Origin of the sequence: Micromonospora sp. NPDC005324 (assembly GCF_040607155.1) — a bacterium.
Lineage (GTDB): Bacteria > Actinomycetota > Actinomycetes > Mycobacteriales > Micromonosporaceae > Micromonospora > Micromonospora trifolii.
Genome location: NZ_JBEXGE010000025.1, coordinates 61,472 through 86,043, shown reverse-complemented (window position 1 = coordinate 86,043; position 24,572 = coordinate 61,472). Strand labels below are relative to the sequence as shown.

25 protein-coding genes and 1 riboswitch are annotated in these 24,572 nt (G+C 71.2%); of the genes, 6 read left to right on the top strand and 19 right to left on the bottom strand.

What is annotated here, in order from left to right; translation table 11 throughout:
• Nucleotides 1–124: 124 nt before the first annotated feature.
• Genes ABZS40_RS24370 through ABZS40_RS24360 form a run of 3 tightly spaced genes read right to left on the bottom strand, consistent with a single transcriptional unit; the run spans nucleotide 125 to nucleotide 4,079 of the window.
• Nucleotides 125–955 (bottom strand): hypothetical protein, encoded by an 831-nt coding sequence (locus tag ABZS40_RS24370; protein WP_354945714.1) that lies wholly within the window; start codon nucleotides 953–955, stop codon nucleotides 125–127.
• The gene (locus tag ABZS40_RS24365) at nucleotides 952–3,261 is read right to left on the bottom strand and encodes a HEAT repeat domain-containing protein (RefSeq protein WP_354945713.1); all 2,310 of its coding nucleotides are present in this window, start codon (nucleotides 3,259–3,261) and stop codon (nucleotides 952–954) included. Before ABZS40_RS24365 ends, ABZS40_RS24370 begins: the two co-directional genes overlap by 4 nt.
• The gene (locus ABZS40_RS24360) at nucleotides 3,261–4,079 is read right to left on the bottom strand and encodes a hypothetical protein (protein WP_354945712.1); all 819 of its coding nucleotides are present in this window, start codon (nucleotides 4,077–4,079) and stop codon (nucleotides 3,261–3,263) included. Before ABZS40_RS24360 ends, ABZS40_RS24365 begins: the two co-directional genes overlap by 1 nt.
• 423 nt (nucleotides 4,080–4,502) lie before the next feature.
• Here ABZS40_RS24360 and ABZS40_RS24355 point away from each other — a divergent pair, with 423 nt between their 5' ends.
• Nucleotides 4,503–5,144 carry a Crp/Fnr family transcriptional regulator gene (locus tag ABZS40_RS24355; RefSeq protein WP_354945711.1) on the top strand — a complete coding sequence of 214 codons (642 nt, stop codon included), beginning with the start codon at nucleotides 4,503–4,505 and terminating at the stop codon, nucleotides 5,142–5,144.
• Nucleotides 5,145–5,185: 41 nt separating this feature from the next.
• On the opposite strand, the gene pheT is transcribed toward ABZS40_RS24355, so the two are convergent.
• From pheT to ABZS40_RS24310, 9 genes are all read right to left on the bottom strand, one after another.
• Nucleotides 5,186–7,765: a phenylalanine--tRNA ligase subunit beta gene (pheT, locus tag ABZS40_RS24350; RefSeq protein WP_354945710.1), complete on the bottom strand. Its 2,580-nt coding sequence runs from the start codon at nucleotides 7,763–7,765 to the stop codon at nucleotides 5,186–5,188.
• A 40-nt stretch (nucleotides 7,766–7,805) separates the two neighbouring features.
• Nucleotides 7,806–8,873, bottom strand: a complete 1,068-nt coding sequence (pheS, locus tag ABZS40_RS24345) for a phenylalanine--tRNA ligase subunit alpha (RefSeq protein ID WP_030335722.1) — start codon at nucleotides 8,871–8,873, stop codon at nucleotides 7,806–7,808.
• A 220-nt stretch (nucleotides 8,874–9,093) separates the two neighbouring features.
• The gene (locus ABZS40_RS24340) at nucleotides 9,094–9,945 is read right to left on the bottom strand and encodes an RNA methyltransferase (RefSeq protein WP_354945709.1); all 852 of its coding nucleotides are present in this window, start codon (nucleotides 9,943–9,945) and stop codon (nucleotides 9,094–9,096) included.
• Nucleotides 9,946–9,974: 29 nt separating this feature from the next.
• Nucleotides 9,975–10,367: a 50S ribosomal protein L20 gene (rplT, locus tag ABZS40_RS24335; RefSeq protein ID WP_354945708.1), complete on the bottom strand. Its 393-nt coding sequence runs from the start codon at nucleotides 10,365–10,367 to the stop codon at nucleotides 9,975–9,977.
• A 31-nt stretch (nucleotides 10,368–10,398) separates the two neighbouring features.
• Entirely contained in the window at nucleotides 10,399–10,593 is a 195-nt protein-coding gene (gene rpmI / locus ABZS40_RS24330) for a 50S ribosomal protein L35 (RefSeq protein ID WP_354945707.1), read from the bottom strand.
• A 20-nt stretch (nucleotides 10,594–10,613) separates the two neighbouring features.
• Nucleotides 10,614–11,258: a translation initiation factor IF-3 gene (gene infC / locus ABZS40_RS24325; RefSeq protein ID WP_354945706.1), complete on the bottom strand. Its 645-nt coding sequence runs from the start codon at nucleotides 11,256–11,258 to the stop codon at nucleotides 10,614–10,616.
• A 422-nt stretch (nucleotides 11,259–11,680) separates the two neighbouring features.
• A complete protein-coding gene (locus tag ABZS40_RS24320) occupies nucleotides 11,681–12,154 on the bottom strand; it encodes a PH domain-containing protein (protein ID WP_238686768.1) in 474 nt (157 codons plus the stop codon).
• A gap of 312 nt (nucleotides 12,155–12,466) precedes the next feature.
• Entirely contained in the window at nucleotides 12,467–13,312 is an 846-nt protein-coding gene (gene hisG / locus ABZS40_RS24315) for an ATP phosphoribosyltransferase (protein ID WP_354945705.1), read from the bottom strand.
• A gap of 49 nt (nucleotides 13,313–13,361) precedes the next feature.
• Nucleotides 13,362–13,625: a phosphoribosyl-ATP diphosphatase gene (locus ABZS40_RS24310; RefSeq protein WP_013732805.1), complete on the bottom strand. Its 264-nt coding sequence runs from the start codon at nucleotides 13,623–13,625 to the stop codon at nucleotides 13,362–13,364.
• A gap of 133 nt (nucleotides 13,626–13,758) precedes the next feature.
• Here ABZS40_RS24310 and ABZS40_RS24305 point away from each other — a divergent pair, with 133 nt between their 5' ends.
• Genes ABZS40_RS24305 through ABZS40_RS24295 form a run of 3 tightly spaced genes read left to right on the top strand, consistent with a single transcriptional unit; the run spans nucleotide 13,759 to nucleotide 16,211 of the window.
• Complete coding sequence (locus ABZS40_RS24305) at nucleotides 13,759–14,622, top strand: ABC transporter substrate-binding protein (protein ID WP_354945702.1); 864 nt, start codon at nucleotides 13,759–13,761, stop codon at nucleotides 14,620–14,622.
• The gene (locus tag ABZS40_RS24300; RefSeq protein ID WP_354945701.1) at nucleotides 14,619–15,464 is read left to right on the top strand and encodes an amino acid ABC transporter permease; all 846 of its coding nucleotides are present in this window, start codon (nucleotides 14,619–14,621) and stop codon (nucleotides 15,462–15,464) included. The genes ABZS40_RS24305 and ABZS40_RS24300 overlap by 4 nt, the downstream gene beginning before the upstream one ends.
• A gap of 3 nt (nucleotides 15,465–15,467) precedes the next feature.
• Nucleotides 15,468–16,211 (top strand): amino acid ABC transporter ATP-binding protein, encoded by a 744-nt coding sequence (locus tag ABZS40_RS24295; RefSeq protein ID WP_354945700.1) that lies wholly within the window; start codon nucleotides 15,468–15,470, stop codon nucleotides 16,209–16,211.
• A 28-nt stretch (nucleotides 16,212–16,239) separates the two neighbouring features.
• Here ABZS40_RS24295 and ribH read toward each other — a convergent pair whose 3' ends face one another.
• The 7 genes from ribH to rpe form a co-directional block, all read right to left on the bottom strand.
• On the bottom strand, nucleotides 16,240–16,740 hold the full coding sequence (gene ribH, locus ABZS40_RS24290) for a 6,7-dimethyl-8-ribityllumazine synthase (RefSeq protein ID WP_210785464.1): 501 nt from the start codon (nucleotides 16,738–16,740) through the stop codon (nucleotides 16,240–16,242).
• A gap of 2 nt (nucleotides 16,741–16,742) precedes the next feature.
• The gene (locus tag ABZS40_RS24285; RefSeq protein ID WP_354945699.1) at nucleotides 16,743–18,008 is read right to left on the bottom strand and encodes a bifunctional 3,4-dihydroxy-2-butanone-4-phosphate synthase/GTP cyclohydrolase II; all 1,266 of its coding nucleotides are present in this window, start codon (nucleotides 18,006–18,008) and stop codon (nucleotides 16,743–16,745) included.
• On the bottom strand, nucleotides 18,005–18,688 hold the full coding sequence (gene pnuC, locus ABZS40_RS24280; protein ID WP_354945697.1) for a nicotinamide riboside transporter PnuC: 684 nt from the start codon (nucleotides 18,686–18,688) through the stop codon (nucleotides 18,005–18,007). Before pnuC ends, ABZS40_RS24285 begins: the two co-directional genes overlap by 4 nt.
• A complete protein-coding gene (locus ABZS40_RS24275) occupies nucleotides 18,688–19,326 on the bottom strand; it encodes a riboflavin synthase (RefSeq protein WP_354945696.1) in 639 nt (212 codons plus the stop codon). The genes pnuC and ABZS40_RS24275 overlap by 1 nt, the downstream gene beginning before the upstream one ends.
• Nucleotide 19,327: 1 nt before the next feature.
• Nucleotides 19,328–20,389: a bifunctional diaminohydroxyphosphoribosylaminopyrimidine deaminase/5-amino-6-(5-phosphoribosylamino)uracil reductase RibD gene (gene ribD / locus ABZS40_RS24270; protein ID WP_354945695.1), complete on the bottom strand. Its 1,062-nt coding sequence runs from the start codon at nucleotides 20,387–20,389 to the stop codon at nucleotides 19,328–19,330.
• 166 nt (nucleotides 20,390–20,555) lie between these two features.
• A riboswitch (FMN riboswitch) is annotated at nucleotides 20,556–20,726 on the bottom strand.
• Between the two features lie 78 nt (nucleotides 20,727–20,804).
• Nucleotides 20,805–21,761 (bottom strand): response regulator, encoded by a 957-nt coding sequence (locus ABZS40_RS24265; RefSeq protein WP_238679549.1) that lies wholly within the window; start codon nucleotides 21,759–21,761, stop codon nucleotides 20,805–20,807.
• A gap of 1 nt (nucleotide 21,762) precedes the next feature.
• Nucleotides 21,763–22,443, bottom strand: a complete 681-nt coding sequence (gene rpe, locus ABZS40_RS24260; RefSeq protein ID WP_238679548.1) for a ribulose-phosphate 3-epimerase — start codon at nucleotides 22,441–22,443, stop codon at nucleotides 21,763–21,765.
• A 254-nt stretch (nucleotides 22,444–22,697) separates the two neighbouring features.
• On the opposite strand from rpe, the gene ABZS40_RS24255 reads away from it, so the two are divergent.
• Together ABZS40_RS24255 and ABZS40_RS24250 are read left to right on the top strand one after the other, a co-directional pair.
• Entirely contained in the window at nucleotides 22,698–23,588 is an 891-nt protein-coding gene (locus ABZS40_RS24255) for a septum formation family protein (protein ID WP_354945694.1), read from the top strand.
• Nucleotides 23,589–23,670: 82 nt separating this feature from the next.
• Nucleotides 23,671–24,561 carry a septum formation family protein gene (locus tag ABZS40_RS24250; protein WP_354945742.1) on the top strand — a complete coding sequence of 297 codons (891 nt, stop codon included), beginning with the start codon at nucleotides 23,671–23,673 and terminating at the stop codon, nucleotides 24,559–24,561.
• Nucleotides 24,562–24,572: the final 11 nt, after the last annotated feature.

The window sequence follows — 24,572 nt, the reverse complement described above, 5'->3', positions numbered from 1 at the left end:
AGATTAACAAACACGACTAACGACTGCAACTTAATGCAGTCGAATGCATGGCAATGAGCAACCGTCCCATGCCGCCGGAGCCAGTGTCCTCCGGCGGGACAGCCCGCCGGAGGACACCAACGGGTCAGTTCGCCCGCTCGGACAATCCGTGCTGGCGCTCGTACGTCCTGAGGGCCGCGTCCCACGCCTCCGTGTACTCGCTGGGCCCCATACCGAGATCGCCATGTCCCCGCACCGCCTCATGGAGGAGCTTCACGAGACCGGGGACGGCCTCCCGACGTTCCTCCACGTACCGACGGAACACCTCGGCGAACTGCTCACCGGTCAGCCGCGCAGCGTGCGCGGTGACCGGATCGTCCTCGAGATTCTGCAGGACCGCGCACCAACGGCGGGTCAGGTCGTCCGCCTGGGCCGCTCGGATCTTCTGCAACTCGTGCTCACACTCAAGCTTGATCCGGTCCTCCCAGTACGGCCGCAGCCGCTCCCGAACCCGCTCGTCCGGACTGACCCGGAGGAGCACACCGAAGTACGGCAGGTTGCCCTCGCGCGGCCAGCGTTGGCCACCGAGACGGTTGTTCAGCGCGCGCTCGAGGTCGTGGGAACGGTGGGGTTCGTGGTCGCGCGCCAGGTCCACCGCCCGCTCGCGGACGATTCCGCTAGCCCAGCCCAGATAACGCTCTGCGCGGAACCGGAGCTCGTCGTAGGTCATGTTCTGCGCGACCCAGTCGTAGGTGGTGTGCAGGCGGAAGTCGAACGCGTCCCCCTTGGCCGGCACCAGGATCGGCGCCGGGGCCTCCTGGCGGAACGTCACAGTGGTGGGGACGACCGGCGGTGGCGGGGCCGGCGGGAGCGGCAGCTCGGCGGGCGGGAACAACGCGTGCCACCAACGACGGCGCCCCAGCTGCCGGGGTACCGGGGGTCGGGTGCCGGGACGACCGGCGGGGTCCGTACTCATGGTGTCTCCTCGTCGATCAGTCGTCGTACGTCGTTCAGCAGGTCGTTGTGGGGCATGACAGGACGCCAGACATGGCGAAGCTGATGATCCAGGCGATGACGCAGCGCGGGCTGTCCCGCGATCACGTGACGGAGGAGTTCCAGGCAGTGGCCCGCGACGGCCACCTGCCGGTCCGCGCGGTCCAGCCAGAAGCCGAGGGCCCGCCACGCGCGGTACGCCGTCCGGGGCAGGCTGAGGGCGCTCGCCCAGAGCGTGGCCAGGTCGGTGACGCTGATCGTGCGCTGATCGACCAGATACAGCAGCTCCGGCCAGTGCTCCCTGGGCGGTTCGGCCCAACGGTCGGCGAGCACCCGCAGGGTGCGCGCGGCGTGGAGTTGCACCTCGGGGTCGGTGGACGCGGTCCAGTCCACAAGCGCGGGCACCACGCTCGCCGCGTGCCCGTTGCGGTACACCTCGACCAGCCCGCGGACGACGGAGTTGTTCCACCGCTGCATCCGGGCGTGCGCCACCTGGCGCAACTGCACGAGCGCCGCCTCCGGCCAGAGCTGGGCCAGTCCAAGGCTGTAGGCACGCGCCACGGTGTCCCGTAGGTGGGCGGCCGGGCCGGCGGCCCAGCGATCGATCTCGGTCCGGACCCGGTGGTGCAGGGTAGGTTGCATGGCCATGGCGACCAGCACGATCGCCGCCGCCTGCCGGACCCCGGCCCGGCGCTCCCGGGCCAACTGCCCCACCGTCTCGAGGGCTGCCTGTACGTCTCGGGTCGCCGACCAACCGATCGCTCCGGCGGCGGCCTGTCGGACCGACGGTTCATCCCTACGGATCAGATCCGCCAGCCAGTCGAGGAGTTGTCCGGGCGACCACCATTCCAGCCACGCGACCTCCAGCAACGCCGACCTGAGCAGCTCCGTGCCGGCGGCGAAGTCGATCCGGAACCCGCCCGGTACGCGTGCGTCGCTCAGGCAGGTGACGGTCTGGCCCAGCGCGGACCCCAGCAGCGCCTCGATCGCCGACCCTCGAAGGGGCGTACCGGCTGACGTCAACTCGTCGAAGGTTGGCCTGGCCAGATGGCGGGCCGCCTGGTGTATCTCCGCCACCGGCTGGCCGGCGAGCACCGCGCAGGCGAGGCGGAAGGCCCGTACCTCCTCGTCGGTGAACCCGTGGATCTCCTCGCCGCTTCGTCGGACGTCGAGGATTTCGGCCGCCCGTTCCCGCAGTTGCAGCGGCAGCAGTTGCTCCAGCCGCTCGGTCAGGGCCTCGGCCGTGGGAACCGTCCGTGCGATCGTCCTGACGACCTTGAGGACTTCCCCGGGTAGGGGTTCTCCAGCCAGGTAGTCCGAGAGCAGCGGATGACCCACGCATTCCAGATCCACGTATCGGTGGAGGCAACGCCCGTCGCAGGGGTGCGCGCACCAGGCCACGCACCGCCCGCCGAGCTGATGACGGAGTTGCGCCCGAAAGACCTCGGCTGCGGGGGCCGGGCGGTGCTCCACGAGATGGCCGACAACCTCGTGCCCCCGCTGCGAGAAGTCCCCGATCAGAACCAGCGTCGTGTCCGCGGCCACAGCCCTGGCAGCCAGCGCCACAAGCGTAAATCCGTCGACCGAGCGGAGCACCGCCTCGCTCAGCCGGAGGACGTAGCCGTTCCCGGCGGGCAACGACGTCTCCCTGTCGAGCAGATCAGCCAGTTGCTCGACACCAAGCACGCAAACCCGGCCGGATCCGTATCTGCGGGCCACCGCCAGGACGGCCGAGGTGAACCGTCCGCTGCCGGCCGGCCCGGACAGACAGACCAACTGGTCGCGCCGGAGCTGGTGGTCGAGCCGCTTGTCGCTCGCCGTGCCCGCGTACCCGCCGGCGATGTCGCGGACGTGGGCCTCGACCAGGGCTTCGAACCACACGCGTCCGGAGCCGTCAGACCGTCCGGTGCTGAGATTGACCGTACCGATGGCGACGGCGCCTTGACCTGTCGCATTCTGCCCCTGAACCCGGACATCGCCGACATCGATCGTCGAGCCACCCAGCAGACCGGCCAGTCGGCGCAGCACGTCGGCGGGGTCGACGAGGTCTTCGGGTTCGTCCACCATCTCGTCGTCCGACGAATCCTCGACCGGTTCCTGCGCTGAGCCCCGCTCGTCGTCATCATCGACCGGACCCGTGGACGGAAGCCCGTCGGGAGATCCGCCGAGCTCACGATCGACAACGTCGCCGGGCGGGCCATTGCCTGCCGGCTCCTCCGACAGGTCCGGCCAGAGGTCGTCCAGGTCCGGGTCACCGCTCGCGGAGGCAGGGGCGTACCGACCGCTCATCAGGAGTCGTCCCGCTTCGTACCGATGTTCGCGTCGCGGCCCACCGAGCCGATCGCTGTCGCACCCTGGCCGATCGCGTTCGGTCCCTTGACCCGGATGTCGCCGGTGCGAATTCCCCCGTGGTCCGCCGACCTGGCGGCCGTCTTCGCCTCCGCGGTCTCCGCCGGTTTCGGCACGGCCTGCCCGGCGCCGTCGCCCTCGGTCGGCAGGACGCCCCGGACCGCAACGCCGCTGAGGTCCTCATCAACGACGCACAGCCACGCGTACTCCCGGAACTCCTTGTCCGGATGGGAGACCTCGATCCGCACAAAACGCTCCGGTCGCATCTCCTCCGGATACTCGGTGACGACATCACGGAAGATCTCGGTCGAGACGACAAGCGCCACGCCCGCGTCGGGGAAGGCGGCCAGGGCCTTCTTCACCGGCGCTGCCTCGCAGAGACGACAGACGAAGACCACGGCGTTGCCGGGAAAACCGTTCGCACCGTCCAGGTGCACCAACCCCTGGTGCACCGCCACCCTGAGCCGAATCTGGGCGACCGGAAGACGACTGCTGTTGTGAATGCGCAACCGCCGGTTCAGCTCCGGCACGAACCTGCCGATGACCCGGGACTCCGACACCTCACGAGGCACGATCGCCAACTCACCGTCGCCCGCCTGCTGGGTGGTCCACGCCACCCGTTCCAGACCGACGGCATCCGCGGCCTCGTGCAGCAACTCCCGGAAATGCCGTTGCGCCTCATACTGCTGCAGGTTGCCGCGTCTGCTGTACCGCTCCATATCCACCGAGATCAACAGCCGCCGCTCGGGATGTTGCATCAAGCTCCCGCCCTTCGTCACCCGGCTCGCCGACCGGCGAGCACCGCAGGGACCATCGAAGCGGCCATGAGCGATCGGGATCCCGTAGAAATACGGCATCACCGCGGCTGTCAGGAAACGGTCATCCCGTCCTGTGCGGGAATCTGTCAAAGCCGCAGACGGTGTGCTCATCGCATGAGAACGGATCTGCGTGAGCTGCTACTGCCCACCCTCGAGTGGTCACCGACCGCGGTGCTGACGTTGGCAGCCATCCGCCTGCTGGTCGAAATCATCGCCGAAACAGGGGCGTTGCGCTACGCACAGGAACGGCTACGCTTCGGCGGCTGTCAATTGAGGAGGCTGAGGCCGCGAATGCGACCACCATGTGAGCCATCCGGCGGCGAATGGCCCTACGGCACATTCCTTCAACGACTCACGCCGCCAGTGCGCACGATCCTGCTGGGGTTGGGTGTCCGTCGTCAGGTTCCGGCCGGGCAGATCGTGATCCACCAGGGCATCCGCGAATCGCACTTGGTGCTCCTCGAAGAGGGGCTGACCAAGGTCACCGCCACGCTGCCGGACGGCCGCTCCGCGCTGCTGTCGCTCCGGGTCGGCGGCGATCTCGTGGGCGAGATGTCGGCGCTCAACGACCAGCCCCGGTCCGCCACCGTCACCACCTGCGGGCCGGCGATGTACAGCGTCATCCAGCCGGACCGGTTCAAGCGGTTCCTCAAGGAGAACCCGGACGCCGCCCTCGAACTCGCGGCGATGGTCTCCGACCGGCTGCGCTGGTCCAATCGCCGGCGGATCGACTTCACCTCGTACCCGGTGAAACTGCGTGTCGCCCGGGTTGTCGCCGAGCTCTGCCGTACCCACGGTCAGCAGGGGCTCGACGGCATCGTCATCGACGTTCGGCTCACCCAGCCCGACCTGGCCACTATCTGCGGCGCGTCCGAGACCTCGATCCAGAAGGTGCTACGGGAGCTACGGGCGGAAGGCCTGGTCGACACCGACTACCGCCGGATGACCGTGCGCGACCTGACCAGGCTGCGACGCCTCGGCGACCTGGAATCCAACGAGGACTGACCGGCCCTCCCAGCGGCGACAGGAAGGGCCGGTCAACGCGGTCAGGCGCCGCGCAGGGTGGCGCCGAGGCGCTCCGCCGCGACGGCGACCGCCGCGTCCCGTGCCGCGACCGCCTCCTCGACGGTGAGCGTCCGGTCCGGTGCGCGGAAGGTGAGCTTGTACGCCAGCGAGCGGCGGCCGGCGCCGAGCTGCGCGCCGGAGTACACGTCGAACAGCCGCACGTCCTCCAGCAGCTCACCGGCGCCCGCCTCCAGCGCCCGGCGCACCTGCTCCGCCGGCACCGACTCGTCCACCACCAGCGCCACGTCGATCAGCGCGGGCGGGAAGCCGGAGACCGTCGGCGCGGGCGTCACCGGGGTCGACGGCAGCGTGTCGAGGTTCAGCTCCATCGCGCTGGTACGGCGGGGCAGCTCCAACGCCGCGACCACCACCGGGTGCAGCTCGCCGGCGTGTCCGACGACCGAGCCGTCGACCCGCAGCTCGGCGCAGCGACCCGGGTGCCACGGGGCGTACTCGGTGGCGCGCACCTCGACCCGCTCGTCGGGGATCCCGGCGGCGGCCAGCACGTCACGGGCCGCCTCGATCGCGTCCGCCCAGCCGGCCGGTCGACCCGGCCCCCACCAGCCGGCCGGGTCCAGGTCGCCGGAGAGCACCACCGCGACGTGCACCGGCTGCGCCGGCACCACAGCGTCGGCGGCCGCGAACTCCTCGTCGGTGGGGCGCCGGTCCACGCCCATCGCCGGCGGGCTGCCGGCGCCCACGCGCGGGTGGAAGACCGCACCGATCTCGTAGAGGGCGAGGTCGCGGTGCCCCCGGCCGAGGTTGCGCTTGAGGATGCCGAGCAGCGGGCCGAGCAGCGTGGTGCGCAGCAGCGGCTCCTCCTCGGACAGGGGGTTGGCCAGCCGCACCGCGGGCCGGCGCGGGTCGTCGGCCGGCAGGCCGAGCTGGTCGGCCAGCTCCGGCGACACGAACGGGTGCGCGAGCACCTCCACGTACCCCCGCTCGGCCAGCGACCCGGCGACGGCCCGGCGGCGACGCTGTCGCGGGGTCAGACCGCGGCCCGGAGGCGCGGTGGGCAGCACCGACGGCACCCTGTCGTACCCGTCGAGGCGGACGACCTCCTCGACCAGGTCGGCCGGGTCGGTCAGGTCGGGCCGCCAGGTCGGCGGGGTGACGCTCAGCACGGTCCCGACGCCGCTGGCCACGCCGACCGCGCCCGGGTCCTCGGACAGCCGGTCCGCGCCCTGCGCGACAGTGCAGCCGACCCGCTCCAGCAGGGCGACCACCCGCGCCGGCGGATACTCGACGCCGACCCGCCGGGTCGGCAGGTCCGCCGGAAGGCTGATCGGGGTACGCGGCCGGACGTGGTCGATGTCCAGGATCTCCGCGCTCGGCGTGCCCCCGCCGTGCTCGGTGAGCAGCCGCACGGCACGCTCCAGCGCGACCAGCGCAACGGCCGGGTCGACGCCCCGCTCCCAGCGCTTCGCGGCTTCGCTGAACAGCTTGTGTCGGCGGGCGGTGCGCCCGACCATCGCCGGGTCCCAGTGCGCCGCCTCGAAGAGCACCACGGTGGTGCCGGCGACGACCTCGCTGGTCTCGCCGCCCATCACCGCGGCGAGGGAGATCGGGACGCCGGCGCCCTCGCCTGCGTGGGCGTTGGGCAGCCCAGCGTCGCAGATCACCATGTCGTCGGCGGTGAGCACCCGCTTGACCCCGTCGAGGGTGGTCAGCTTCTCCCCCGCGTCGGCGCGACGGACCACCAGCGGCCCGGCGATCCGGTCGGCGTCGAAGGCGTGCATCGGCTGGCCCAGCTCCAGCATCACGTAGTTGGTGATGTCGACGGGCAGCGAGATGCTGCGGATGCCGGCGGTGACGAGCCGCTGCTGCATCCAGGACGGTGTCGGCGCGGTCGGGTCGACCCCGCGGACCAGTCGGGCCGTGAACCGGTCGCAGCCGACAGTGTCGCGGACCTCCACCGGGTACGCGGGCGTCTCGGTGCCGCCCGGGGCCGGCGCGAGGGCCGGGTCGCGCAGCGGCACGTCGAACGCGTGCGACAGCTCCCGGGCCAGGCCGCGCAGGCTCAGCGCGTACCCCCGGTCGGGGGTGATCTCCAGATCGAGCACGACGTCGTCGAGGCCGACCACCGGGCGCGCGTCGTCGCCCGGCTTGGCCGTGACGTCCGGGCCCAGCACGATGATGCCGGAGTGGTCGTCGCCGAGGCCCAGCTCCTTGGCCGAGCAGATCATGCCCGCCGAGTTGTGCCCGTACGTCTTGCGGGCGCCGATGGCGAAGCCGCCGGGCAGTACGCCGCCGGGCAGGATCACCACCACCCGGTCACCCGGTGCGAAGTTACGGGCCCCGCAGACAATCTCCTGCGGCTCGCCGGTGCCGTTGGCGGCACCCACGTCGACCCGGCAGAACCGGATCGGCTTCTTGAAGCCGGTGAGCTCCTCGATCTCGCGGACCTCACCGACGACGAGCTGGCCGGTGACGGTCCCGGCCAGGTCCACCACTGACTCGACCTCGATGCCGAGGTCGACCAGGGCCTGCTCCAGGTCACCGGTGGGCAGGTCGGCGGGGAGGTCGACGTACTCCCGCAGCCAACTGACAGAAACTCGCATGACGTCAGACCACCGTTCCCGTGTCTCGTACCCGCATCGCCTACGCCCCGGTCCCGAGCGCGCGGCTGAACCGCACGTCGCCCTCGAAGAGATGGCGGATGTCGCTGACCCCGTGCCGGACCATCAGGGTCCGGTCGATGCCCATGCCGAAGGCGAATCCGGAGTAGACCTCCGGGTCGACGCCGCAGGCGCGCAGCACCCGGGGGTTGACCATGCCGCAGCCACCCCACTCGACCCACTGTGGGCCGTCACGGTGCTCCGGGAACCACACGTCGAACTCGGCCGACGGCTCGGTGAACGGGAAGTAGTGCGGCCGCCACCGGGTCTTCGCCTCCGGACCGAACATCGCCCGGGCGAAGTGGTCCAGCGTGCCCCGCAGGTGCGCCATCGTGATGCCCTTGTCGACCACCAGGCCCTCGGCCTGGTGGAACACCGGGCTGTGGGTGGCGTCGATCTCGTCGGTGCGGTAGACGCGGCCCGGCACGATCACGTAGATCGGCGGCTTGCGGCTGAGCATCGTACGGGTCTGCACCGTCGAGGTGTGCGTTCGGAGAACAAGGCCCGAGCCCTCCGGTGCGATGTGGAAGGTGTCCATCAACCCGCGTGCCGGGTGGTCGGCGGGGATGTTCAACGCGTCGAAGTTGACCCACTCCAGGTCGACCTCGGGCCCCTCGGCCACCTCGTAGCCCATCCCGACGAAGAGGTCGCTGATCGACTCCATCAGGGTGCTCAACGGGTGCCGGGCACCACGGGGACGCCGGTCGTAGGGCAGTGTGACGTCAACCCGCTCCTCGACCAGCACCCGCTCGGCCTGCTCGCGCTCCACCACCTCGGCGCGCTCGGCGTACGCGGACTCGATCGCCCGGCGGGCCTCGTTGACCCGCTTGCCGGCGTCGGACTTCGCGGCCGGCGGCAGCGCGCCGATCTCCCGGCGCGCGAGGGAGACCGGTGACCGGTCACCCAGGTGCACCGAACGCAGCGCGGTCAGCGCGTCCGGGTCGGCGGCGGCCTCGAACGCCTTCGTGGCGTCCGCGACGGCCTCGGCCAGGGCGGCGGGGTCGAGCAGGGCGACCTGCTTCGGGTCGTACGGATCGTTGCGGTAGCTCATGGCGTACGGGCACTCCCTCACGGCGGCGCCAGCCCTCACCGGGGCGGCTAGGCGAGTCTACGGACGCGCGGCTGTGCCGCAGCCCGCCGGTAGGAGTTACGCAGGGAGCAGGTCAGGCCCGCCGCCCGCCGACACCGGCGGGCTGGCTAAACGAACGCCGTGTCGCGTTCATGGACGGACGCTCTCCCCTGCTGTCAGTCGCGCCGGAGGCAATCACCCCTCAGCGCTGCGCTCTCGCTGAAGCGTACAGGCAGACCGCGGCGGCGGCAGCCAGGTTGAGGCTCTCCGCGCGCCCGTACAGCGGCACCCGCACCGTGGTGTCGGCGGCGGCGGTCAACTCCTCGGACAGCCCGTGCGCCTCGGAGCCGAACAGCCAGGCGGTGGGCCCGACGAGCCGACCGTAGTCGGTCAGGTCGTCCAGGTCGTTGTCGCCGTACCCGGTGGTGGCGAAGATCGACAGCCCGGCGGCGCGCAGCGCGTCGATCACCGTGACCGGGTCGGGGGCGCGCACCACGTCGACGTGGAAGAGGCTGCCGGCCGAGGCCCGCACACACTTGCCGTTGTACGGGTCGACGGCGTCTCCGGCGAAGATCACCGCACCCGCGCCGGCCGCGTCGGCGGTGCGCAGCACGGTGCCGGCGTTGCCCGGATCGCGGATCTCGGCGAGCACCGCCACCAGCCGGGGCGCACCCGCGAGGGCCTGCTCCAGTGAGACGTCCAGGTGCCGGCAGACGGCGACCAACCCCTGTGGGGCGACGGTCTCGGTCAGCGCCGCGAGGGCGTCGTCGGTCACCTCGGAGACCGGCACGTCGGCGCGGGCCGCCGTGGCGGCCAACTCCGGATACCTGTCGAGCGCTGTGGTCGTACCGAAAAGTTCGGTGACCACCTGCGGCCGCGCGAGGGCCTCGCGGACCGCCTGCGGGCCCTCGGCCAGGAAACGGCCGGTGGCGTCGCGGTCCCGGCGGCGTTGCAGGCGGCGGGCGGCGACAACCCTGGGGGTACGCGGGGTGAAAGCCATGATGTGCGCTCCTCCGGCACGATTGAGGCGCCCCCCGGACGGCGGTGCCGACACGGGAGACGCCTCGTTCTGGTGCGTGGGGATCAGGCGGCCTGAGCCGCCGCGCCGCCGGTGCCCTCGGCCGTGACCGCGGCCCGGGCCAGCTCGACGATCGCCGTGAAAGAGGCGGCGTCGTTGACAGCCATGTCGGCCAGGATCTTGCGGTCGACCTCGATGCCGGCCAGACGCAGGCCCTGGATCAGACGGTTGTAGGTCATCCCGTTGGCCCGGGCGCCCGCGTTGATCCGCTGAATCCACAGCTGCCGGAAGTCGCCCTTGCGGTCGCGACGGTCCCGGTAGGCGTACTGCATCGAGTGCAGCACCTGCTCCTTGGCCTTGCGGTACAGGCGGGAGCGCTGACCGCGGTAACCACTCGCGGACTCCAGCAGGGTACGACGCTTCTTCTGGGCGTTTACAGCCCGCTTGACGCGTGCCATCTCAACTCCTAATTACGTAAGGTGGCGCGCGTCAGCGGCCGAGCAGCTTCTTGATGCGCTTGACGTCGGCCTTGGCCAGCACGACCGTGCCGGTCAGCCGGCGGGTCTGGGAGGAGGGCTTCTTCTCCAGGTTGTGGCGGAGGCCGGCCTGCTGGGCAACGATCTTGCCCTTGCCGGTCACCTTGACCCGCTTACCCATACCCGTGTGGCTCTTCATCTTCGGCATGTGGAACGTCTTCTCCCCTGTTACTCGCCGCTGGTGTCGGCGGCGAGGCCGGTGTCACCGGCTGCTGCGGTCTCGCCGACCGCCGCGGTCTCATCGGCTGCCGGAGCGGACTCGTCCGCCCGGTCCCGAGGTCCGCCGCGAGACGCCGTAGCGGCGACCGCGGAGGCCTTGACGGCCCGATGCGGGGCGAGAACCATAATCATGTTTCGACCGTCCTGCTTCGGAGCGGCCTCGACGTATCCCAGTTCCGTGATCTCGGATTCGAGCCGGCGCAGGAGCCGGTAACCCAGCTCCGGGCGGCTCTGCTCGCGACCGCGGAACATGATCGTCACCTTGACCTTGTCGCCCGCCTTGAGGAACCGCACCACGTGACCCTTCTTGGTCTCGTAGTCGTGCGGGTCGATCTTCGGCCGAAGCTTCATTTCCTTGATGACGGTCTGCTGCTGATTACGCCGCGCTTCGCGCGCCTTGAGTGCGCTCTCATACTTGAACTTGCCGAAGTCCATGAGCTTGCACACCGGCGGGCGCGCCATCGGCGCAACCTCGACCAGGTCCAGATCGACGTCCGCGGCCAGCTGAAGAGCGCGCTCCAGCGGGACGATGCCCACCTGCTCACCCTCTGGGCCGACCAGTCGGACCTCACGTGCCCGGATCTGCTCGTTCACGCGTGGTTCGACGCTGATGGGGCCTCCTCGAGTCGTTTCTGCTCTGTCGCCGACCCCTGCGGCTCCCGGGAGGGAACCGACCCGAAAAGCAGAAGGCCCCGGCGAATGCCAGGGCCCGCTCGACCGGTCAGCAGCACGATCACAAGGATCGCGCATCCGGCGCCGGGACATGCCCGGAACCGGTGACCGGACCCGGACACCGTAGCGGTGACTCGGGTGGGAGCAGGCGCCCCACTTTCAAGGCTGTCTGCTCGCACGCGGAGACAGCCTGGTCGACTCGATAACACTACACCGGCGCCCCGGCCACCCTCAAACCGGGCACGACCTGCGTCCAGGCACGAGCGTGGGCGGCCAGTGCGTCGCGCCGCCACGCCGCCCTGTCACCGCCCCACGATTGCCGGCGGTGGGCGGTTTCACCGAGGTCAGCGGCCGACGGCGCGCTCGGCGAGGCGGACCTGGTGGGCCTCGTGCAGCCGGCGCAGCGCGCGGACCCCGTCGACGGCCAGCTCCTTGTCGGCGGCCTGCAACGCGACCATCGGCAGCAGGTCGTCGTCGTGCAGCTCCAGGCTGGCCCACGGCGCGCCCCGGTCGAAGCGGACGCCCCGGACAACCTCCCAGGGCAGCTCGTAGGAGCTGATGACGTTACGCACCCGGATGCTCCGGGCGTCCGCCTCCACCCGGGGACGGGTGAACAGCAGGAAGCCCAGCGCCCCGAAGATGCCCAGGCCGATCATGGCGATCTGGTCGCCGCGCTGGAAGCTGCCGTAACCGTCGCCGGTCGGGCCACTCAGCGACGTGGCGACCAGACCGAACACCACCACCAGGGCGGCCGCCGCCGACCAGCAGACCACGCGGATGCGGCGGGGCTTCAGGCGGACCAGTTCGGTTTCACTCACCTCACCAGTCTGCCACCCGCACTCGCCCATCAAACGCACCACCCGCCGACCCACCACCCACCAACCCCCGGGCCCTCTGCCCGGTGGCGAGGGAAAGGATCGCCGATCTTGCGGTTTCGGTCGTCGGTACAGGTTGATATGCGCCTTGTGTCGGAGCAGAAAGTGCAAGATCGCGGAGCAGGGTCAGGATCATGGAGTTGTGGTGCCTGGTTTGGCGTCCTGCGGGCGCTTTGTCGCCCACCACAACTCCATGATCGGCGAGGCATCACTGGAACGGGCGCACGGACCCGGTCCAGCGGCGCGGACGAACGGTCAGAGGCGACAGGCGTGGATGTTGGTGACGAGGATGGCGCGGGCGCCCAGTTCGTACAGCTCGTCCATGATGCGGTGCACGTCGTCGCGGAGCACCATCGCCTGCACCGCCACCCAGCCCTCGCGGTGCAGCGGCGACACGGTGGGCGACTCGATGCCCGGGGTGAGCCCGCTGGCCCGGTCCAGCAGACCGGCCGGCACGTCGTAGGCGAGCATCACGTAGCGGCGGGCCACCAGCACACCGTGCAGCCGACGCAGCAACTGGTCGGCCTGCGGTTGCGCGGGCGCGCCGGCGCGCCGGACCAGCACCGCCGACGAGCGCAGCAGCGGCTCGCCGAAGACCACAAGGCCCGCCTGGCGCAGGGTCGCGCCGGTCTCCACCACGTCCGCGATCACGTCGGCGACACCGAGGCGTACGGCGTTCTCCACGGCGCCGTCGAGGCGGATCACGTCGGCCTTGACGCCCACCTCGCCGAGGTGCCGCTCGACCAGCCCCGGGTACGCGGTGGCGATCCGGTGACCGCCCAACTCCTGCACGGAGGCGATGTCGTCGGGGCGGGCGGCGAAGCGGAAGGTGGCCCGGCCGAAGGCGAGGTCGACGACCTCCTCGGCCGGCGCGGCCGAGTCGATCAGCAGGTCCCGGCCGGTGATCCCGAGGTCCAGGTCACCGGAGCCGACGTAGGTGGCGATGTCCTTCGGCCGCAGGTAGAAGAATTCGACGTCGTTGGCCTCGTCCCGGCAGACGAGGTCCTTGGGGTCGGTGCGCTGGCGGTAGCCCGCCTCGCGCAGCATCTGGGCGGCCGGCTCGGCCAGGGTGCCCTTGTTGGGAATGGCGACACGCAGCATGACGGAGTGCTCCTTCGATCCGGTTGGCGATCAACAGGGGTGGGGGCACTCACAGATGTCGGTAGACGTCCTTGAGCTCGAGACCGCTGGCGAGCATCAGCACCTGGACCTGGTAGAGCAGCTGGGAGATCTCCTCGGCGGTGCGCTCCGGCCCCTCGTGCTCGGCGGCCATCCACGACTCGGCCGCCTCCTCGACGACCTTCTTGCCGATGAAGTGCACGCCCTTCTCCAGCGCGGCGACGGTGCCCGAGCCCGGGGTGCCGGCGGCGGCCTTGGCCTGCAGCTCGGCGAACAACTCCTCGAACGTCTTCACGGGGAACGATTCTTCCAGCCCCCCGGGCGACACCCCGCGTCCGGGTCCGCCGGAATCCAGCAAGCGGACGATTCCCTACCAACATGGTGGGACAATTGTCGATCGATGCCCATGGACCTCTACGCTGTCCGCCATGGCCAGCAGCTCACGTCTTTTCGCGCTCACCTTCGCCGGCGTCGTCGTCGTAGCCACCGCCGGATGCGCGCCACAGGTCGAGAAACCCACCCCCGTCGTCACCGCAGCACCGTCCTGCGCCAAGGACAGCCTGCCCACGCGTACGCCGGGCAAGCTGACCATCGCCACCGACCAGCCCGCGTACGAACCGTGGTTCGCCAAGGACAAGCCGGACAGCGGCGAGGGCTTCGAATCCGCCGTCGCGTACGCGGTGGCCGAGAAGCTCGGCTACGCCCGCGGCGACGTCACCTGGACCCGGGTCAAGTTCGACACCGCCATCGCGCCGGGACCGAAGGACTTCGACTTCGACATCAACCAGTTCTCCATCACCGACGAGCGCAAGCAGGCGGTCGACTTCTCCGCGCCGTACTACCTGGTGCGGCAGACCGTCATCGCGTTGAAGTCCTCGAAGATCGCCGGCCGCAGGTCGCTGGCCGAGTTGCGGGACGCACGGCTCGGCGCGCAGGTCGGCACCACCAGCTACCAGGCGATCACCGACGTGATCAGGCCGACCGCCAAGCCGCAGGTCTACAACAGCAACGACGACGCCAAGAAGGCCCTGCAGAACGGGCAGTTGGACGGTCTGGTGGTGGATCTTCCGACCGCCTTCTACATCACCGGCGCGGAGATCACCGACGCGGTGATCGTCGGGCAGGTGCCGCAGGTCGGTACGCCCGAGGCGTTCGGGTTGCTGCTGGACAAGAACTCCCCACTGACCTCCTGCGTGAGCGAAGCGGTCGGTCAGCTCACCACGGCGGGCACGCTGAAGGAGTTGGAGCAGAAGTGGCTCGCCCAGGTGGCGGGGGCGGCCGAGCTGCGGTGACGCATCTGGATCATGTGCCGTCGGAGGCGCAGCTGCGGCGGTCGGCGTACCGGCGTCGGCAGACCATCCACAGCGTGCTCGTCGCGGCGTCCTCGACGGCGGCGCTCGGCACGCTGCTGGTGATCGCGGTGACCGGGGCGCCGGGCTGGGACCGGGTCCGGCGGTCGTTCCTGGATCCGCAGATCGCCCGCGACGCGCTGCCGACGGTGCTGAGCGGGCTCTGGCTCAACGTACGACTGCTGGTCTGTTGTGCGGTCGGCGCGCTGCTGCTCGGGCTGGTGATCGCCGTGCTGCGGACGCTGCGCGGGCCGGTCTTCTTCCCGGTCCGCGCGCTGGCCGCCGGCTACACCTACACCTTCCGCGGCCTACCGCTGATCATCGTGCTGTACCTGCTCACCCTCGGCGTGCCGGGGCTGCGGTTGCAGGGCATGCCGCCGGTGCTGGTGCTGGGTGGGATCGCGTTGGTCCTCACCTACGGCGGCTACCTCGCCGAGGTGTTCCGGGCCGGCATCGAGTCGGTGCACTCCAGCCAACTCGCCGCGGCCCGCTCACTGGGCCTGACCTACCGGCAGACGATGCGGCACGTGGTCCTGCCGCAGGCCGTCCGCCGGGTGGCGCCACCCCTGCTCAACGACGTCGTCGCGTTGCAGAAGGACGTCGGGCTGGTGTCGCTGGCCGGGCCGATCGACGCGGTCCGCGCCGCGCAGATCGCCACCGCCCAGACGTTCAACTACACGCCGTACGTCGTGGCGGGGGTGCTCTTCGTGCTGCTCGCGATCCCGCTGATCGCTGTCACCGACTGGGTGACGCTGCGCTCGGCCCGCCGACAGTCGGGAGGCTGACCCATGGCGTTGTTGCGCTGTCGAGGGCTGCGCAAGGAGTTCGGCGGGCACGCCGTGCTCGACCACCTCGACCTGACCGTCGCCGAGCATCAGGTGGTGGCGGTGATCGGCGCGTCCGGGTCCGGCAAGTCGACGCTGCTGCGCTGCGTCAACCTGCTCGACGAACTCGACGACGGCACCATCGAGTTGGACGGGGAGGACATCTCCGATCCCCGGGTGGACCCGGACCGGGTCCGGCGGCGGATCGGCATGGTGTTCCAGGCGTACAACCTTTTTCCACACCTGAGCGTGTTGGACAACATCACCCTCGCGCCGCGCCGCGTACACCGGCGGGGCCGGGCGGAGGCCGAGGCTCAGGCCCGGGAGCTGCTCGACCGGGTGGGGCTCGGCGCCAGGGCGGACGCCTACCCGGACCGGCTCTCCGGCGGGCAGCAGCAGCGGGTGGCGATCGTCCGGGCGCTGGCCAACTCACCTCGGCTGATGCTGCTCGACGAGGTCACCTCCGCGCTCGACCCGGAGCTGGTCGGCGAGGTCCTGGCGATGATCCGCGACCTGAAGGCCGACGGCATGACAATGGTGCTGGCCACCCACGAGATGGGCTTCGCCCGGGAGGTCGCCGACGAGGTGTGCTTCCTCGACGCCGGGCGGGTCGTCGAGAGCGGCCCGCCCGAGCAGGTGCTCGGCGAGCCGACCCAGCCTCGTACCCGGCAGTTCCTGCGCCGGATCATCGAGGCCGGTCGGCTCTGAGGGCCCGCCTTCAGAGGCGGCAGAGGCGTCAGCCGCCGAAGCCGACCCGCTGGGCGTTGCCCGCCGCCACCGTCCGCACGGCCAGCGCCGCGTCGAGCGCCGCCACCGTGGCGGACCAGCCCTTGTCCTCCGCCGAGCCGGGCAGACCGGCGCGGTCGCGGGCCTGCTCGATGGTCTCCACTGTCAACACCCCGTGCGCCACCGGCTTGCCCTCGTCCAGCGCCACCCGGGTCAGCCCGTCGGTGACCGAACGGCACACGTAGTCGAAGTGGGCGGTGGACCCACGGACCACCACGCCGAGGGCGACCACCACGTCGCAGCGGCGGGCGAGGGCCTGCGCGACCACCGGCAGCTCGACCGAGCCGGCGACCCGGGCGACCACGGAACGCGCGCCGCACGCCTCGGCGGCTGCCACCGCACGCTCCAGCATGTGGTCGGTCAGCTCGCCGTGCCAGCGGGCGGCAACGACCCCGACGGTCAGCCCCGCGGCGTCGACCGCCTCGACTCCCGGCTCACCGAAACCCGCCATCGTCATGCTCCGATCTCGTCGTTGGCAACCGGACGCCCCAGCGGCGCCTCGGACACCTCGTCCAACTCGTCCAGCAGGTGACCCATCCGGTCCCGCTTGGTGCGCAGGTAGCGCATGTTCTCCGGGTGAGCGCCGACCGGCAGCCCCTCGCGACCGGTGATGGTCAACCCGTACCCCTCCAGCCCGGCCCGCTTGGCCGGGTTGTTGGTCAGCAGCCGCATCGACCGCACGCCCAGGTCGTAGAGGATCTGCGCGCCGGTGCCGTAGTCGCGGGCATCGGCGGGCAGGCCCAGGTCGAGGTTGGCGTCGACGGTGTCGCGGCCCAGGTCCTGCAACTGGTACGCCTGCAGCTTGTGCAGCAACCCGATGCCGCGCCCCTCGTGCCCACGGACGTAGAGCACCACGCCCCGGCCCTCCTGCCCGACCCGAGCCAGCGCGGCCTCCAGCTGCGGCCCACAGTCGCAGCGCAGCGAGCCGAACACGTCCCCGGTCAGGCACTCGGAGTGCACCCGGACCAGCACGTCCTGGCCGTCACCGAGGTCACCCAGCACCATCGCGACATGTTCGGCCGGGTCGTGCTCGGCGCGGTAGCCGAGCGCCCGGAACACCCCGTGCCGCGTCGGCATCCGGGCGTCGGCGACCAGCTCGACCTGCTTCTCGGTACGCCGCCGGTAGGCGACCAGGTCGGCGATGGTGACCAGCGTGAGGCCGTGCTCGGCGCAGAACTTCTCCAGGTCCGGCAGGCGCATCATGGTGCCGTCGTCGTTGACCAGCTCGCAGAGCACGCCGGCGGGACGCAGCCCGGCCAGCCGGGTCAGGTCGATCCCCGCCTCGGTGTGCCCCGGCCGGCGCAGCACCCCGCCCTCGCGAGCGCGCAGCGGCACCACGTGCCCGGGGCGCGCCAGATCGGTCGGGTCGGTCGCCGCGTCGGCGAGCAGCCGGCTGGTGTGCGCGCGGTCGGCCGCCGAGATGCCGGTGCTGACCCCCTCGCGGGCGTCCACCGTCACCGTGTACGCGGTGCCGCGCCGGTCCTGGTTGGTGTGGTGCATCGGCGGCAGGTCGAGCCGGTCGGCTTCGCTCTCGGTCAGCGCCACGCAGACGTAGCCGGAGGTGTAGCGCACCATGAACGCCATCAGCTCCGGCGTGGCCAACTCGGCCGCGAAGATCAGGTCGCCCTCGTTCTCCCGGTCCGCGTCGTCGACAACGACGACCGGCCGGCCGGCCGCGATGTCCGCGATCGCCTGCTCGATATCCCCAAAGCTGGTCACGCGACAGCCTCCCGGTAGATGGGCGTACGGACGGTGGCCGTGGCGCGCGAGGTGCGCCACCAGGCGGCGAAGCCCCAGACGCAGAGGGCGCCGTAGATCAGGTACATGACGGCCGACGGGTAGAACCCGCCGCGCAGCAGCAGCGGCACGCCGACCGCGTCGACAGCGATCCAGAGCAGCCAGAAATCCACCCAGCCGCGGGCCATGCCGTACGTGGCCAGCAGGCTGCCGGTGAGGATCCAGGCGTCGGGCAGCGGACCCCACGAGCCCAGGGCCTTGAGCAGCGGGTACGCCGCTGCGGTGCCGATCACGGCGACCACCAGCAGCGTCAGTCGTTCCCGTCCGGTGGCCCAGCGCGGCACGACAGCGGCCTGACCGGAGTCGCTGCGACGGTTGCGCTGCCAGCGCCACCAGCCGTAGACGCTGACCGCGAAGAAGAACACCTGCCGGCCGGCCTGCCCGTACAGGTCGTGAGCCTGCGGGGTGGCGAACACCCCGCCGAGGAAGACGGTGAGGAGCAGCGCGTTGCCGATCATGCCGACCGGCCACGCCCAGACCAGCCGGCGCAGCCCGAGCAGCGCCGAGACCAGCCCGAACGCGTTGCCGACGATCTCCCGGGCCAGCACCGGCGAGCCGGCGACCTGCACCTGGGCGTCCAACAGCCAGCTGAGCGGGCCCATCAGGCCACCCCACCCGTGGTCGAGGCCGCCCCGGAACCGTCGGCGAGCCGGTCGCCGAGCAGCCGCTCGACGTACTTGGCCAGCACGTCGACCTCCAGGTTGACCGGGTCGCCGACGCCCTTGGCGCCGAGCGTGGTCAGCTTGAGCGTGGTCGGGATCAGCCCGACGGCGAACTCGTCCGCGCCGACGGAGGCCACTGTCAACGAGACACCGTCGATGGTGATCGAGCCCTTCTCCACCACGTAGCGGGACAGGGCGGCCGGCAGCCGGAACCGGACGGTCTCCCACTGCTCGGCCGGCTCCCGGGAGGTCAGTTCACCGACGCCGTCGACGTGGCCCTGCACAAGGTGCCCGCCGAGGCGGCTACCGAGCGCGGCGGCCCGCTCCAGGTTGACCGGGTCGCCCGGGCGCAGCGCGCCCAGCGCGGAGCGGCGCAGCGTCTCCCCCATCACGTCGGCGGTGAAGACCCCGTCGGCCACCTCCACAACGGTCAGGCAGACACCGTTGACGGCGATCGAGTCGCCGTGCCGGGCGTCGGACGTGACCAGCGGGCCGCGTACACCCAGCAGCGCCGAATCGCCTGCCGTCGGCGCTACCCGGACGATCTCGCCCAATTCCTCGATGATGCCAGTGAACATGTCAGCCCTCCCGTTTGCGGGGCAAAGCGGTGATCCGGAGATCCGGACCGATCTGCGTAACGTCGACGAACTCCAGATCGATGGCCTCGGCGATGGTGGTCACTCCCGCGTCGACCAGAGCTGTCGGGCCGGCGCCGAGCAACCGCGGCGCGACGTACCCGACGATCTTGTCGACCAGGCCGGCCTCCAGGAACGCGCCGGCCAGCCGGGGGCCGCCCTCCAGCAGCACCGCGCGGACCCCGCGCTGGTGCAACGCCGCGAGCAGCGCCGACAGGTCGACCCGGCCGTCCGGGTCGGCGCCGACCTCGTCGGTGGTCGCGATCCACGTGCGTGCGGCGCCGTCGCGGACCTTGGCGTCAGCCGGGGTACGCCCCGAGCTGTCCACCACCACCCGCAGCGGCTGCCGGATGGCCAGGCTGCCGTCGCGCAGGTTGCGGGCGGTCAACCGGGGGTCGTCGGCGAGCACGGTGCCCACCCCGGCGATGACCGCGTCGACAGTGCCGCGCAGCGCGTGCACGTCGATCCGGGCCGCCTCCGAGGTGATCCACATGCTGGTGCCGTCCATCGCGGCGGAGCGCCCGTCGAGCGTGGCGGCGTACTTCCAGATCACGTACGGCCAGCCCCGGCGCATCGAGGTCAGCCACGCGACGTTGCCGGCCTCGGCCTCCTCGCCGCGTACCCCCAGATCGACCCGCACCCCGGCGGCACGCAAGGTGGCGGCGCCCCCGGAAGCGACCGGGTTGGGGTCGGGTACGGCGATCACGACCCGGCCCAGCCCGGCCTGGACCAGCGCGGAACTGCAGGGGCCGGTGCGGCCGGTGTGGTCGCAGGGTTCCAGAGTGACGACGGCTGTGCCGCCCTTGGCCCGCCGCCCGGCCTGCGCCAGGGCGACGATCTCGGCGTGCGGCCCCCCGGCGTACGCGTGGAAACCCTCGCCCACGACCTCGCCGTCGGAGTCGAGGAGCACGCACCCGACCACCGGGTTGGGGCTGGTGGTGCCGAGCCCGCGCGCTGCCAACTCGATCGCACGCCGCATCGCCTCATCAACGGAGACGCTGGCCATCGCCCTGCCCCTGCCCTCTCACTCGCCGATCCGCGCGCGGGCGGTCAGGGAGGCGGTGGCCATGGGGCCACGGGCAGGCGGTGGCGGATTCCGGGAACGGCACAGCCGCCCCGGGGGGTCGGCACGGCACGCTGAAGCCAGCGGCCGGCTCGGACCCGTCCGTCCCGCGCGCTGTCTCCCATCCGGACTGTCTGGGCGCGGACGAACCGCCCCCAACCGTCGGCCCCGGATTTTCACCAGGTCCACCGGACAGCAGAGCCGTCCGGGTCGCGGGCTGACCACGGTTGGACCGTGGATCACCGCCGGTTCGGAATTTCACCGAGTCCCGCCAGCGCGTGGTGGGTACACGGGAAGTCTTACACGCCGATCCGGCTCTGCCGCCACCTAGGCGAGCTACTTCACAGCGGTATCACGCTCAGGTGACGCCGCGACGCCGGTCCACGGCCACGTACGAGCCCGGTTGACTCTTGGCCACCGTCTTCATCTCCGAGGCCACCGCTATCGCTTCGAGCGGGTCGGTGAAGCGCTTGCCGGCGTCGGAGAGGGACACCCCGATGGAGAGCGTGACCAGGGCCGCCCGCCGGATGTTGCCGCGTCGATCCTTCAACTCGACGAAGCCGCGCTCCCGGTCGGTCGGGTCGTAGAGCGTGTCGGCGGCGTTCTCGAAATCGACGACCGCCCGGGACGTCAGTGGGCGCACCTGGTCCGGGGCGCAGACGATGACGAAGTCGTCGCCGCCGACGTGACCGAGGAAGGCCGGTGGCAGCCCGACGCCCACCACCGCCCGGTGCAGGCTGCGGGCCAGCGCGGAGATGAAGTCGTCGCCACGCACGAAGCCGTACCGGTCGTTGACGCTCTTGAACCGGTCGATGTCGACGTAGCCGACGGCGTAGTCCACGCCGTTGCGGACCCGGTCGCTGATCTCCCGACGGATCCGGCTGTTGCCGGGCAGCCCGGTCAGCGGGGAGACCTCGCGGAACTCCTTGTTGCGGCGCAGCGTTGACGAGACCCGGGCCACCAACTCGGCGGTGTCGAACGGCTTGACCAGGTAGTCGTCCGCGCCGGCACTGAGCCCGTGCACCTTGTCGACGGTCATCCCCTTGGCCGTCAGCATGATCACCGGGAGGGCGGAGGTCATCGGGTCGGCGCGCAACCGGCGGGTCAGCTCCAGCCCGTCGATCCGGGGCATCATGAGGTCGACCACGGCCAGGTCCGGCCGCTGGCGCTCGATGACCTCCAGTGCCTCCTGGCCGTCGCTGGCGTGGATCACCTCGAAGCCGTGCAACCGCAGGTTGAACTCGACGAAGCGAGCGATGTCCTCGTCGTCGTCCACGACGAGAATGATGTCCTTGCGGTCGGCCTCGGGCTCCACCTCAGGCCCCGGGCGCCGCGCGCTCCGCCAGTGCCCGCAGGTGCCGTACCGCCTCCGCCGGGTCGGCGGCCCCGTACACGGCGGTGCCGGCCACGAACGCGTCGGCGCCCGCCGCGGCCGCCTGCTCGATGGTGTCGGCGGCGATCCCGCCGTCCACCTCGATGCGCAGCTCCAGGTGCCCGGCCGACACGTGCTGCCGAGCCGTCCGCACCTTCTCCAGCAGCTGCGGAATGAACCGCTGCCCACCGAAGCCCGCCTTGATCGTCATGATCAGCAGGGTGTCGAAGCTGGGCAGCAGGTCCAGGTAGGGCTCGATCGGGGTGTCCCGGTCGATGGCCAGGCCCGCCTTCGCACCTGCCGAACGCAGGTCCTTGGCAAGCGCCACCGGGTCGTCGGACGCCTCCGCGTGGAAGGTGACGTTGTACGCCCCGGCGTCGGCGTACCCGGGGGCCCACCGGCGCGGGTCCTCGATCATCAGGTGCACGTCGAAGGGCATCGCCGTGACAGCCCGCAGGCTCTGCACCACGGGCAGCCCAATGGTCAGGTTCGGCACGAAGTGGTTGTCCATCACGTCGACGTGCAACCAGTCCGCGGCGTCCTCGACGGCACGGACCTCTTCGGCGAGGCGGGCGAAATCGGCGGCCAGGATGCTTGGCGCGACGATCGGCGGCGGTACGGTCACGGGGCCAGTGTACGAACGTGGCCACCCGCCACCCGCATCGCGGCACCGTTGGGGACGCGCTGTGACCCAGCGGTGACCACTGGTGCAGAATTGAACGCTCCGGACCCCCGAATCCGGACGAACAGACATCAGCCACTGGCCGATCGACGGAAACGCGACGACACTCCAACCGGGACGGTGCCATAGGCTGCACGCCCGCCGGGGTCTCGCCGCGGGGCGCGGCGACCGGCCGCCAGCTCCCGGGAGGGCGGACGATGCGACGGTGGCTTCCAGCGCTGGTGCTGGCCAGCGTCACGACGATGCTGCTGGCCGGCTGCGCGCCGGCGCGAGGCGCGGACGGTGACCTCACCGACGACTGGCCGACGCTGCGGGTTCCGAAGCCGTTCACCCCCGCCACCGACACCTGCCTGCCGCGGATCACCACTGTCGTGCAGGCCAGCACGTACGAGACGGTGGACTGCGCGCGTAACCACCTGGCCGAGAGCATCCACGTCGGCACCTTCGTCGGGCCGGACGCGCTGACCGAGGCCCGACCGGAACCCGGATCGTCGGCGCTGCGCACGGCCCGCGCCGAGTGCGACCAGCGGGCCCGGGAGGTGCTCGGCGGCGACTGGCACACGGCCCGACTCGCACTGTCCCTCGCGTTGCCGTCCGCGCCCGCGTGGGCCGGGGGCGCCCGCTGGTTCCGTTGCGACCTCAGCGAGACCGGCAGCATCGACAACACCCGGCCGGTGAACCGCACCGGCAGCCTGCGCGGCGCGTTGATCGGCGACACGCCCCTGACGCACCGCTGCTTCGACCCCAAGCTGATCGGCGACAACCTCAACTACATGGCGCCGGTGCTCTGCACCGAGCCGCACCGCGCCGAGTTCGTGGGCGTCTACGAGGAGCGGGACATGAGCTGGGCGGAGTTCGCCAAGTCCGCCGAGCAGGCACACCGGCGCTGCATGGCGCTGATCGCCGAGTACGCGGCGGTGCCCAACAACAGCGAGCTGCCGTACCGGGCCGGGTCCATCTACTACCCACCGTCGCAGCGGGAGTGGGAGGAGGGCGACCGTGGGGTGCGCTGTTTCCTGTGGAGCGACGACCGCAAACTCACCCGCTCGATGCGCGGCGCGGGCCCCGAGGGACTGCCCGCGATCTGAGCATCGTTGCCGTATGCTGCTGCGCCGTGGCGCTATCGACCGGCTGGGTCCGGTCGGCGGCCAGCAGCGGCGGGAGGTCGGGATGCGACGGTGGTTGGCGGCGTTCGCCGGGGGTGGGGCGCTGGCCCTGGCGCTGGCCGGTTGCGGCGCACCCGCCGGAGTCGACAGTGACCTCATCGACGACTGGCCGGCGCCCGTCGCGGCGCAGCAGTTCGTCCCCGCTGCCGACGTCTGCCACCAGAGCTCCCAGCAGGTCGGCTTCCTGACCGGCTACAACCCGACGGCGTGCACCGAGGCGCACCGGGTGGAGACCATGCACGTCGGCACCCTCACCGGCCCGGGCGCCGAGGGCGGCACGCCCCCGCAGCCCGGCTCGGCCGGCATGCGGGCCGCGCAGACCGGGTGCGACACGGCGGTCAACAAGGCGGTGGGAGCCGACTGGCGTTCCGGGCGGCTCGGCCTGACCGTCGTGCTGCCGTCGCCGCAGGCCTGGTCGGGCGGGGCCCGCTGGTACCGCTGCGACGTCACCGAGATCGCCAGCATCGACGACACCGCTGTCGACCTGCGCACCGGCAGCCTCCGGGGCGCGCTGTCCGGAGCGGCCCCGCTGGCGTACCGCTGCTTCAACCCGAAGATGGTCAAGGACGACATCGACGAGATGGCGCCGGTCTCCTGCACCGCCAAGCACCACGCCGAGTTCGTCGGCGTCTGGCAGGCGCCGGACACCAGCTACACCGAGTTCACCCGCAACACCAAGCGGACCCACCGGGCCTGCCAGACGATGATCGCCAAGTACACCAAGGTGCCGGACAACTCCCAGCTCGACTTCCGCGCCGGCACGATCTACTACCAGCCGTACGAGGAGGAGTGGCGCAACGGGAACCGGGGCGTGCAGTGCTTCCTCTGGATCTCCGACCGGAACCTGACCCGCTCGATGAGGAATGCCGGCACCAAGGGCCTTCCGGTCACCTAGGGCGTCACCGC

What these genes read in the sequence shown, in the direction of transcription:
- ABZS40_RS24370 (WP_354945714.1), bottom strand. Translation starts at nt 955, where the DNA reads ATGAGTACGGACCCCGCCGGTCGTCCCGGCACCCGACCCCCGGTACCC.
- ABZS40_RS24365 (WP_354945713.1), bottom strand. Translation starts at nt 3,261, where the DNA reads ATGAGCGGTCGGTACGCCCCTGCCTCCGCGAGCGGTGACCCGGACCTG.
- ABZS40_RS24360 (WP_354945712.1), bottom strand. Translation starts at nt 4,079, where the DNA reads ATGCAACATCCCGAGCGGCGGCTGTTGATCTCGGTGGATATGGAGCGG.
- pheT (WP_354945710.1), bottom strand. Translation starts at nt 7,765, where the DNA reads ATGCGAGTTTCTGTCAGTTGGCTGCGGGAGTACGTCGACCTCCCCGCC.
- pheS (WP_030335722.1), bottom strand. Translation starts at nt 8,873, where the DNA reads ATGAGCTACCGCAACGATCCGTACGACCCGAAGCAGGTCGCCCTGCTC.
- rplT (WP_354945708.1), bottom strand. Translation starts at nt 10,367, where the DNA reads ATGGCACGCGTCAAGCGGGCTGTAAACGCCCAGAAGAAGCGTCGTACC.
- rpmI (WP_354945707.1), bottom strand. Translation starts at nt 10,593, where the DNA reads ATGCCGAAGATGAAGAGCCACACGGGTATGGGTAAGCGGGTCAAGGTG.
- hisG (WP_354945705.1), bottom strand. Translation starts at nt 13,312, where the DNA reads ATGCTGCGTGTCGCCATTCCCAACAAGGGCACCCTGGCCGAGCCGGCC.
- ABZS40_RS24305 (WP_354945702.1), top strand. Translation starts at nt 13,759, where the DNA reads ATGGCCAGCAGCTCACGTCTTTTCGCGCTCACCTTCGCCGGCGTCGTC.
- ABZS40_RS24295 (WP_354945700.1), top strand. Translation starts at nt 15,468, where the DNA reads ATGGCGTTGTTGCGCTGTCGAGGGCTGCGCAAGGAGTTCGGCGGGCAC.
- ribH (WP_210785464.1), bottom strand. Translation starts at nt 16,740, where the DNA reads ATGGCGGGTTTCGGTGAGCCGGGAGTCGAGGCGGTCGACGCCGCGGGG.
- pnuC (WP_354945697.1), bottom strand. Translation starts at nt 18,688, where the DNA reads ATGGGCCCGCTCAGCTGGCTGTTGGACGCCCAGGTGCAGGTCGCCGGC.
- ABZS40_RS24275 (WP_354945696.1), bottom strand. Translation starts at nt 19,326, where the DNA reads ATGTTCACTGGCATCATCGAGGAATTGGGCGAGATCGTCCGGGTAGCG.
- ribD (WP_354945695.1), bottom strand. Translation starts at nt 20,389, where the DNA reads ATGGCCAGCGTCTCCGTTGATGAGGCGATGCGGCGTGCGATCGAGTTG.
- ABZS40_RS24255 (WP_354945694.1), top strand. Translation starts at nt 22,698, where the DNA reads ATGCGACGGTGGCTTCCAGCGCTGGTGCTGGCCAGCGTCACGACGATG.
- ABZS40_RS24250 (WP_354945742.1), top strand. Translation starts at nt 23,671, where the DNA reads ATGCGACGGTGGTTGGCGGCGTTCGCCGGGGGTGGGGCGCTGGCCCTG.